6 protein-coding genes are annotated in these 6,742 nt (G+C 68.7%); 4 read left to right on the top strand and 2 right to left on the bottom strand.

Annotation, left to right across the window (positions count from 1 at the left end):
- Window positions 1-410: 410 nt before the first annotated feature.
- Complete coding sequence (locus ABIC21_RS15255) at window positions 411-1,475, bottom strand: D-2-hydroxyacid dehydrogenase (protein WP_354351229.1); 1,065 nt, start codon at window positions 1,473-1,475, stop codon at window positions 411-413.
- 63 nt (window positions 1,476-1,538) lie between these two features.
- On the opposite strand from ABIC21_RS15255, the gene ABIC21_RS15250 reads away from it, so the two are divergent.
- From ABIC21_RS15250 to ABIC21_RS15240, 3 genes are read left to right on the top strand one after another with little or no spacing between them, the layout of a single operon-like run.
- Window positions 1,539-2,456, top strand: a complete 918-nt coding sequence (locus tag ABIC21_RS15250) for an NAD(P)-dependent oxidoreductase (RefSeq protein ID WP_354351228.1) — start codon at window positions 1,539-1,541, stop codon at window positions 2,454-2,456.
- A 13-nt stretch (window positions 2,457-2,469) separates the two neighbouring features.
- Complete coding sequence (locus tag ABIC21_RS15245; RefSeq protein WP_354351227.1) at window positions 2,470-3,240, top strand: SDR family oxidoreductase; 771 nt, start codon at window positions 2,470-2,472, stop codon at window positions 3,238-3,240.
- Window positions 3,240-4,298, top strand: coding sequence for an L-idonate 5-dehydrogenase (locus tag ABIC21_RS15240; protein WP_354351226.1), 1,059 nt, complete (start codon window positions 3,240-3,242; stop codon window positions 4,296-4,298). Before ABIC21_RS15245 ends, ABIC21_RS15240 begins: the two co-directional genes overlap by 1 nt.
- Here the strand turns inward: ABIC21_RS15240 and ABIC21_RS15235 are convergent.
- Complete coding sequence (locus ABIC21_RS15235) at window positions 4,295-5,023, bottom strand: FadR/GntR family transcriptional regulator (RefSeq protein ID WP_354351225.1); 729 nt, start codon at window positions 5,021-5,023, stop codon at window positions 4,295-4,297. The two genes, ABIC21_RS15240 and ABIC21_RS15235, sit on opposite strands and share 4 nt — an antisense overlap.
- 241 nt (window positions 5,024-5,264) lie before the next feature.
- Between ABIC21_RS15235 and gnd the strand changes: the two genes are divergently transcribed.
- Window positions 5,265-6,701 carry an NADP-dependent phosphogluconate dehydrogenase gene (gene gnd / locus ABIC21_RS15230; RefSeq protein ID WP_354351224.1) on the top strand — a complete coding sequence of 479 codons (1,437 nt, stop codon included), beginning with the start codon at window positions 5,265-5,267 and terminating at the stop codon, window positions 6,699-6,701.
- Window positions 6,702-6,742: the final 41 nt, after the last annotated feature.

Raw genomic sequence — 6,742 nt, 5'->3', positions numbered from 1 at the left:
TGGTCCCGCCGTTGTGCCCGCCCGAGACCGTGGGCCGCGCCCGCCTCTTGCGGGTGGCCGCCTGCTCGTCGCTCCTGGTTCTGGCCCGCGGGGCGGGACCACGGCGGGGGCCCCCCCGCGCTGGTGGGGCCACGGCCTTCCTTCGTCCACGGGAGTGTGTGCATCACGGGGAAGTGCCAGAGACACGGAGGAAGCCTGGCGACGTGCGGAATACCTGGCGACGCGCGACTACCGCGGCGCCAGGCAAGCTGCGAATCGCGGGCCATGTAGCGCGTCGCAGGGAACGAACCGCGTCGCCAAGCCAGCCGCACGCTGACGCGAAAGCGGCCCCTCCGATGCCGGAGGGGCCGCTTTCGTGTCTGCGCTGCGGACCGGGGCTGGGGGGCCGGGGCCGAGGGACCTGTCGGGGCCTAGTAGAAATGGACCGTGTCGACGATGTGGGGGAGCTCGCCGCCGTCGAGGAAGGTCCGCAGGTTGCTGCAGAAGCGTTCCGTAATCAGCCGGTTCTCTGCCGCGCTGAGGGCCGAGGTGTGCGGGGACACCATCACGCGGGGGTGGTGCCACAGCGGGCTGTCCTGCGGAAGCGGCTCGACGGCGAACACGTCAAGGCACGCATACGAAACCTGGCCGTTGTCCAGTGCTTCCAGCAACGCGTCCTCGTCCACGACGGTTCCACGGCCCACGTTCACCATGACCGTTCCGGGCTTCATCGCCGCAAAAACGTCGCGGCTGAAGAGCCTCTCGGTGTATGGCGTGCCGGGAAGGGTGTTGACGACAGCGTCCGCCGTGGCCAGCAGACCGGCGAGGCCGTCGTTGCCCGCGACCTCCTGGATGCCTTCGATGGGCTCAATGGTCCGCTTGGTGCCGCTCACGGTCATTCCCAGGGCACGGGCGATCCTGGCTGTCTCCAGCCCGATCTCGCCGAGCCCGGTGACCACCAGGTGGGAGCCGTTCACCAGCCGGGTGGGGGTGCGCAACTCGGGCCAGACCCGGGCCGCCTGGTCCTGGGCCAGTTCCGCGCTGCGCTTGAAGCCGTTGAGGATGCCGAGGGCGGCGAACTCGGCGAGCGGCAGGGCGTGGACACCGGCAGACGTGGTGACCTTGAACTTCTGCAGTGTCCCGGCATCCAGCCCCGATGCCTTGACGGCTCCGCCGGCGCCGGCCGCCATGGCATGGATCCACTCGAGGCGGGGGTTGCTGCGGGCAATCCGTGCCAGGCCCGCCGGGCTCTCGTTCGGGAACCCGTACAGGACCTGCGCCCTGTCGAGCATGTCCCAGTAGCGTTCCTCCTGTTCCGGGGTCCGGCGGAAGTCCGGATCCCCGGAGTGGTCTGCCGGAAAGCGTTCCGGCGGCAGCAGCCCCGGTTCGTAGAGGACGGTAACGGAAGGATCTACTGCGCGGATGCGCTCCACAAGCTCTGCTTCGAGCGGGACGGCGATCGCGACGGTGGTTTTAGGCGTCATAGTGTTCATCATACTGAATGGAGGCTAGGATACTGAACAGATTTCGGAGAGTAATCCACGACGAAGTGAGACAGCATGGAATGGAACCGTAAGGAAGCGGGCTTTGTGGGCCTCGGCCTGATGGGGGCGCCGATGGCGGCAAACCTCCTTAGCGCGGGGTGGGCCGTCACCGCCTGGAACCGGTCCCCGGCGGCCCTTGAACACTCCGCAGCGCTCGGCGGCGCGCGCGTTGCCGGGGTGGAAGAACTCCGCGACACCCCGGTCATCATCTTTATGCTTCCGGATCTGTCCTACATCGAGGACGCCGCTGCGGGACTCCTTGCGGCCTGGACCGAGACTCCGCCGGCCGCCGGTACGGCCGTGGTGGTTATGAGCAGCGTCTCGCCCGCCGCGGTGCAGGCGTTCGGTGCGCGGGTGGCCCGGGCGAGCGGCGGCAACGCCGTCGTCGTCGATGCTCCCGTCAGCGGGGGCACCCAAGGCGCCGTGGACGGGACCCTGGCCATCATGGCGGGCGCCAGCGACGAGGACTTCGAGCGGCTCCGGCCCCTTTTCGGTGCCATGGGGAGCACGGTGCGCAGGCTCGGACCGCTGGGGGCGGGATCGCTGGCCAAGGCGTGCAACCAGCTCATCGTCGGAACCACGACGGCGGCGCTCGCCGAGGCCGCAGAGCTCGCCGAACGCTCCGGCCTGGACGTCGCCGCGCTGTACGAGGTGCTCGCGGGCGGCCTGGCCGGCAGCCGCGTCCTGGACAACGTGGGGCCGCGGATCGCCGCCAAGAACTACCAGCCCACCGGCCCCGCTAAGTTTATGCACAAGGATCTCTCCTTTGTGCTGGAAAGCGCCGCCGCCGTCAACTCCGCGGTGCCGATGGCGGCGGCCGGCGTCGAGCTGTATGCGGCACTGTTGCGCCAGGGGCTGGGAGACCAGGACCTCGCCGTCGTCCGCCAGGCCATCTCGAATCTCAGCGACAACACAGCAGACAAGACAAAGTGAGGATCAGCGAACCATGAGTGGACTTTTTGACCTGACGGGCCGGACCGCACTGGTCACCGGCTCCAGCCGGGGGATTGGCAATGCCCTGGCCCGGGCGCTTGCCGACGCCGGGGCCACGGTGGTGCTCAACGGCATCAACCCCGAGCGCCTCAAGGCCGCGGAAGCCGCCATGGCCGCAGACTACCCGCCCGGACGCGTCCACAGCTGCGCTTTCGACGTCACGGACGACGCCGACGCGGCCGCAGGCGTGGCCTGGGTGGAAGAGAACGTCGGGCCGCTGGGGATCCTGGTCAACAACGCCGGGATCCAGCACCGTGTCCCGATGCTGGAACTGGACGTCGCCGACTGGGAGCGGGTGATCTCGACGGACCTGACCAGCGCGTTCCTCGTCGGGCGGGCGGCCGCACGCCACATGATTCCCCGCGGCCGGGGCAAGATCATCAACATCTGCTCGGTTCAAACGGACCTCGCCCGGCCCACCATTGCCCCCTACATTGCGGCCAAGGGCGGACTCCGGAACCTGACCCGGGCCATGACGGCGGAATGGGCCGGGTCCGGCCTGCAGATCAACGGCCTTGCACCCGGCTACATCCACACCGAAATGACGCAGAACCTCGTGGACGATGAGGAGTTCAACGCCTGGATCCTGGGCCGGACCCCGGCGCACCGGTGGGGGAAGGTGCAGGACCTGGCCGGCCCGGCAGTGTGGCTCGCGTCCGACGGCTCGGATTTCGTCAACGGCCAGACCATCTTCATCGACGGCGGAATGACGGTGGTGGTCTGATGCGCGGCGTCCCGGAACTGCCGGCAACATCGGCCGCCGTGGTGGCCCATGCGGCGGGTGACCTCCGCATTGAGGACGTTCCCCTGTCCGCACCGGCCCCCGATGAAGCAGTGGTCGAAGTGGCCTTCGGCGGCATCTGCGGCTCTGACCTGCACTACTGGATCCACGGCGCAGCGGGGGAATCGGTCCTCCGGCAGCCCATGATCCTGGGCCACGAGATAGTGGGAACGGTGCTCGTGGCTGCCGGCGACGGCACCGGGCCGGAGCAGGGCACGGCCGTCGCGGTGCATCCGGCCACGCCCGGCCCGGGCGCCGCACAGTACCCCGCGGACCGCCCGAACCTTTCCCCGGGCTGCACCTACCTGGGCAGCGCCGCACGTTTCCCGCACACCGACGGGGCCTTCAGCCGGTACGCCACTCTTCCGGCCAGGATGCTCCGTCCCCTGCCCGGGGGCCTGGAACTGCGGACCGCCGCGCTGGTGGAACCGGCCAGCGTCGCGTGGCACGCGGTCTCGCGTGCCGGCGATGTGGCGGGCAAGACGGCACTCGTGATCGGCTGCGGCCCCATCGGAGCGTTGGCGGTGGCCGTCCTCAAACGGGCCGGCGCACAGCGGATCGTGGCCGTGGACATGCACGCACGGCCGCTGGAGATAGCCCGTGCCGTGGGCGCGGACGAGGTCCTCAAAGGCGACGAAGCGGAGGCCATCGCGGCGGTGGAGGCAGACATTGTCATCGAGTCCTCCGGCAGCCATCACGGGCTGGCGTCCGCGGTGCAGGGTGCCGTCCGCGGCGGCAAGGTGGTGATGGTGGGGCTCCTGCCCTCCGGTCCGCAGCCGGTCCTGATCTCGCTGGCGATCACCCGCGAACTGGAGCTGCTGGGTTCTTTCCGCTTCAACGACGAAATCGACGAGGTCGTCTCCGCCCTCGCGGACGGGTCCCTGTTTGTGGACCCGGTGGTCACCCATACGTTCCCGCTGGACCAGGGGCTCGAGGCGTTCGAGGTCGCCCGGAACGCGTCCGTTTCCGGCAAGGTGCTCCTGGATTTCAGGCCGTGCTAGGGCCGCCGGACCGGGACAAACACCCTGGGCTGGTCCTTCCATTCGGGTTCCATCTCCGAGATGGTCTCCCGCATGATCCGGTCCGAGGCCTCGCGGGCCGCTGCCGGGTTCCCGGCGGCGATCGCCTCTGCCACATCCACATGCCACTGCAGCGCCGTGTCGCGGGGGTGGTCCGGCATCAGGCCGTGCACCGTGCGGCCGGTCAGCGTCTCGGCGACCTGGCCCACCATGTTCGCGAACATCTCGTTCCCGGAGCCGGTGAGCAGCAGGGAATGGAAGTGGATGTCCAGCTCCAGGAACCGCGGCACGTCCCCGGCCCGGCCGGCGTCGCGCATCGCGTGCGACACCTCCACGAGTTCGCGGCGGATCTCCTCCGGCGCGTTGGTGGCGGCCAGTTCGGCGGCCACGGGTTCGACGGCGGTGCGCAGCTCCGCGAGGGAGCGCAGCTGCGCGCCGCGGCCCTCGCCGGCGAGGCGCCAGCGGATCACCTGGGGGTCGAACGGGTTCCAGCGGCTGGCCGGCAGCACCCGGATGCCCACCCGCTTGGTGGTTTCGACCAGTCCCAGCGACTGCAGCACACGCACCGCCTCGCGGACCACCGAACGGGACACTTTGAGTTCGTCTTCGAGGTGCTCGGCCAGCATGATGTGGCCGGGAGGGAGCTCGCCCGCGACGATGCGGGTGCCGAGGTGCTCAATCGCGCGGTGGTGGAGGCTGGTTGACATAGTCGTAAGCATAGTGGGGCCGACGCGGATCAAGCCTGCGTTCCGGCCCGGACAGGCGCAAAGGACGCCGGAAATCATAGACTGTTTGTGACGCGCCATATTCCGCCACGTGGGCACTGCTTTCCAGCAACCGGCGGTAATACATATGGTTTATTGACAGCCACTGATCCCAAGAAGAAAAGTTCCGCCCTCAAGCGCGGGACGTACTGCACTCGTTGCACAGAAATGAATTGGAGTTTTGATGTCAGCACACATCGGTGTCACCGGCCTTGCGGTGATGGGGGCCAACCTCGCCCGCAACCTGGCCCGGAACGGCTTCACCGTTGCCCTGCACAACCGGTCCGTCGAAAAGACCGATGCCCTGCTGGAAAAGCACGGCGCGGACGGCGACTTTGTCCGCACGGAGACCCTGCAGGAGCTCGTTGATTCCCTGGAGAAGCCGCGCCGCGTGCTGATCATGGTCAAGGCCGGCAAGCCGGTCGACTCCGTGATCGAGCAGCTGGAGCCGCTCCTGGAACCGGGCGACATCATCATCGACGCCGGCAACTCCCACTATGAGGACACCCGGCGCCGCGAAGCAGCGCTTGCCAAGAAGGACCTGCACTTCGTCGGCATCGGCGTCTCCGGCGGCGAGGAAGGTGCCCTCAACGGCCCCTCGATCATGCCCGGCGGCTCGAAGGAGTCCTACGACGCCCTGGGTCCGCTGCTGGAAAAGATCGCCGCCCACGTCGACGGCAAGCCTTGCTGCGCCTGGATCGGCACCGACGGCGCCGGCCACTTCGTCAAGATGGTCCACAACGGCATCGAGTACGCCGACATGCAGGTCATCGGCGAGGCCTTCGACCTGCTGCGCTCCGGCGCGGGGATCGAACCGGCCGAACAGGCGAAGATCTTCGAAGAGTGGAACAAGGGCGACCTCGCCTCCTTCCTGATCGAAATCTCCGCCGAGGTCCTCGGCCACGTGGACGCGAAGACCGGCAAGCCGTTCGTCGACGTCGTCGTGGACGCCGCCGGCCAGAAGGGCACCGGCCGCTGGACCGTCATCTCGGCACTCGAGCTGGGCTCCCCGACGTCGGGCATCGCGGAGTCCGTCTTCGCCCGCGCTCTGTCCTCCCAGGCGGAGCAGCGCAAGCTGGCCCAGGAACTGCTCGCCGGCGGCGAGGCCGCCGTCGAGGTCCCCGAGAGCTTCGTCGAGGACGTCCGCCAGGCGCTCTACGCGTCCAAGCTGGTCTCCTACGCGCAGGGGCTGGACATGCTCACCTCGGCGGCCAAGGAATACGGCTGGGACCTGAAGCTGGACGAGATCGCCTCCCTGTGGCGCGGCGGCTGCATCATCCGCGCCGAGCTGCTCAAGGAGATCACCAAGGCCTACGCCGCGGAAGAGAAGCCGGCAAACCTGCTGTTCGCCCCGGCGTTCACCAAGGCGATCGCCGACGTCCTCCCGGCCTGGCGCCGCGTGGTCTCCACCGCAGTCCAGCTCGGCATCCCCGTGCCGGTCTTCTCCTCCTCGCTGGCCTACTACGACGGCCTGCGCCGCAAGCGCCTCCCGGCCGCCGTGATCCAGGGCCAGCGCGACCTCTTCGGCGCGCACACCTACGGCCGCGTCGATGCCGAAGGTACCTTCCACACCCTCTGGGGCGAGGACAAGTCCGAAATCGAGGCAGTGGACACCCACTAGTTCCGCAACCGACGCCGCCGGCCGGTGCTGCCCGTTACTCT

The organism is Pseudarthrobacter sp. PvP090 (assembly GCF_040547365.1).
GTDB lineage: Bacteria > Actinomycetota > Actinomycetes > Actinomycetales > Micrococcaceae > Arthrobacter.
This window is presented reverse-complemented; position numbering and strand designations above follow the sequence as displayed.

What these genes read in the sequence shown, in the direction of transcription:
- ABIC21_RS15255 (WP_354351229.1), bottom strand. Translation starts at nt 1,475, where the DNA reads ATGATGAACACTATGACGCCTAAAACCACCGTCGCGATCGCCGTCCCG.
- ABIC21_RS15245 (WP_354351227.1), top strand. Translation starts at nt 2,470, where the DNA reads ATGAGTGGACTTTTTGACCTGACGGGCCGGACCGCACTGGTCACCGGC.
- ABIC21_RS15250 (WP_354351228.1), top strand. Translation starts at nt 1,539, where the DNA reads ATGGAATGGAACCGTAAGGAAGCGGGCTTTGTGGGCCTCGGCCTGATG.
- ABIC21_RS15240 (WP_354351226.1), top strand. Translation starts at nt 3,240, where the DNA reads ATGCGCGGCGTCCCGGAACTGCCGGCAACATCGGCCGCCGTGGTGGCC.
- gnd (WP_354351224.1), top strand. Translation starts at nt 5,265, where the DNA reads ATGTCAGCACACATCGGTGTCACCGGCCTTGCGGTGATGGGGGCCAAC.
- ABIC21_RS15235 (WP_354351225.1), bottom strand. Translation starts at nt 5,023, where the DNA reads ATGTCAACCAGCCTCCACCACCGCGCGATTGAGCACCTCGGCACCCGC.